This window comes from Paenochrobactrum gallinarii (assembly GCF_014205685.1).
GTDB classification, from domain to species: domain Bacteria; phylum Pseudomonadota; class Alphaproteobacteria; order Rhizobiales; family Rhizobiaceae; genus Paenochrobactrum; species Paenochrobactrum gallinarii.
On record NZ_JACIIU010000072.1, the window covers coordinates 1 to 2,001 of the forward strand.

Below are 2,001 nucleotides of genomic sequence, written 5' to 3' on the forward strand. Positions count from 1 at the left end.
GACATTCAACACTCGGCTGGAAATCGCCGGTGGCATTTGAGAAAAAAGCCGCTTAAAATGAGAGATAGACCGGAACACAACCGGTGCAAGACCAGTCATATTTCGAAGTAAAGAGGAAGCTGAAGCTTCCACTGGGTACTTCAGCGTTTCAAGCATTATGATCACGTGGGATTTGGCAGACAAACTCTACGGATTCGTAGCTGGGCTGAGCACATTCTCGCAGCCCAATCAGGCGAAGACCTGCCATAATACATATACCCTGAATTTCACGCTTAAGCGCTACCATGATCCGGAAAAGCGACGGGCTTATTTGTCGAAGCCTGGCGCTATCGGATACTACAAGCATACGCTGAAAACTAAGCGTTATCGCATCAATCCGGGTCATCCAGACTCTTACGTATCCGTCCATCCGCCAAAAGAAGAAGATCTAAAGAAATTCGAGGACTTACAGGAGCGGACACCAAGTCTCGAGCAGATGTACTTTTGGATCGCTCGAAAGTACCCCAGAGATATCTTGTGGATGGACTACTCCATGAAAGATCCATTCGCGAAAGACGAAGACGGGAACGGTGAAATTCCCTTCTGAATCTCAGACATTCTCCGGCTGGCCTGATCTCGATTCCTATCTTTTGGACGATAGTGCGAGTTACTCGAACACCCGCGCCGGCTGCTCGTCCTGATCCCCGAAGTTCGACAGCAAAGCCGCTAAGCGATTGATTTCTCTGAGGCGGGTTTCGCCTTTGTGTGACTACGGGACGGCTTTTAGGCAGGTTTTGGCAGGTTCAGGGTGTTGAACAGCTCCAATTGTTCCGGGGTTGTCGTTGAGAGGCCATCAATTGAGCGTTCGCCGATTTTCGTGCTGTGGCGCTGTATGCGCGCGAGCATGTCGAGCGCGGTTCTGGGGCTTGCGCTGTGCCCCCTGGCTTTCAGGCGCATGCGCATGACCCGGTAGAGGACGAGGGCCAGGAAGCAGATCAGCGCGTGCGCACGGATGCGCTCGGGCAGCCCTTGGAGTTTAGGTGACAGAAAGAAGATCGTCTTCACCACCCTGCCACATGAGGCATCGGACGCAATTGAGAAGCTTCGCAAACTGTTCGAATCGATGCCTTCGGAATGATTGCCTTGCTTGAGTGGGAATCGGTAACCGTGTAGTTGGACTACGTGTCAAAGGGCCAGGTGGCGGTACGCACATGCCCATTTTTCTGGTTACTGTGTTTGCCAAAAACGAGCAGGACAATTTGAGTAAGGCCGAACAGGCCGCAGCTGTCCAGCAGAGCAAAATTCTGCTGGACACCTATGGAGACAAACAATGAACGCTCATGACAGCATCATGCAAGGTCTGAATGATGCATTGGCCTTTGCCCAACGATATTATTACGTGAGCGATTCGGCGCACGACTATTAAAACATCTTCAAGGAGAGGGTAATGGAGGCTGGATATCCGGTACTTGCCAATTTACTGTAGAACTCCATGTACCGGGTATCTCCACTCCTTTGTCATCGATCGCAGGAAGAAAGCGAGCTCTGCGCTGAATATTCGTGCAGGTTGTTTCATCAAGGTCGGTATGCCCACTTGATCTGGTAATCTGACAATTAGTCACTAGTCCATGCGCTCCTACAGTTAAAAAGAAGCTGGTTTTTCCTTCACGTTTCTCACGCAATGCGCGTGTTGGATAGTCTCTGGCTGATACCCAGCTACCGGGGTTACTTCTTGGCGTAGCGGGTTTGGGGCCAGGTGGTAATTGTGAAGCAAATGGATCTTTGGGCAGGTACTCCCATTTTTCACGCTCTCTTCGTTCCGCCGCTAATTGCGCCACAACCCGATTCACGCAGGAATTTAATAAGCCAATGCCCGCGGCCGTCCCTGACAACGAAAGTTTATCGATTTCCCGGCTAGACAGATAAACTGTATTAGTTTCGACTTTATCTGACACCGTTCCCTTTCCAGCTTGCTGAATAGGGAACGGTGCAAGCTCTTGCAGAGCGGTGTGGTTATCGGTT

General features: G+C 50.8%; 3 protein-coding genes and 1 pseudogene. 2 read left to right on the plus strand and 2 right to left on the minus strand.

The annotated features are described in order from the left end of the window. Positions 1-157: 157 nt before the first annotated feature. Complete coding sequence (locus FHS77_RS15960; protein ID WP_184224900.1) at positions 158-586, plus strand: hypothetical protein; 429 nt, start codon at positions 158-160, stop codon at positions 584-586. A 176-nt stretch (positions 587-762) separates the two neighbouring features. Here FHS77_RS15960 and FHS77_RS15965 read toward each other — a convergent pair. Then, positions 763-1,011, minus strand: a pseudogene (locus FHS77_RS15965) (hypothetical protein); the annotation flags it as partial. 179 nt (positions 1,012-1,190) lie between these two features. On the opposite strand from FHS77_RS15965, the gene FHS77_RS16425 reads away from it, so the two are divergent. After that, a complete protein-coding gene (locus FHS77_RS16425) occupies positions 1,191-1,313 on the plus strand; it encodes an addiction module toxin RelE (RefSeq protein ID WP_184224901.1) in 123 nt (40 codons plus the stop codon). A 99-nt stretch (positions 1,314-1,412) separates the two neighbouring features. Here the strand turns inward: FHS77_RS16425 and FHS77_RS15975 are convergent. Further along, the coding region (locus FHS77_RS15975) for an energy transducer TonB (protein ID WP_184224902.1) at positions 1,413-2,001 on the minus strand (589 nt) is incomplete at its 5' end.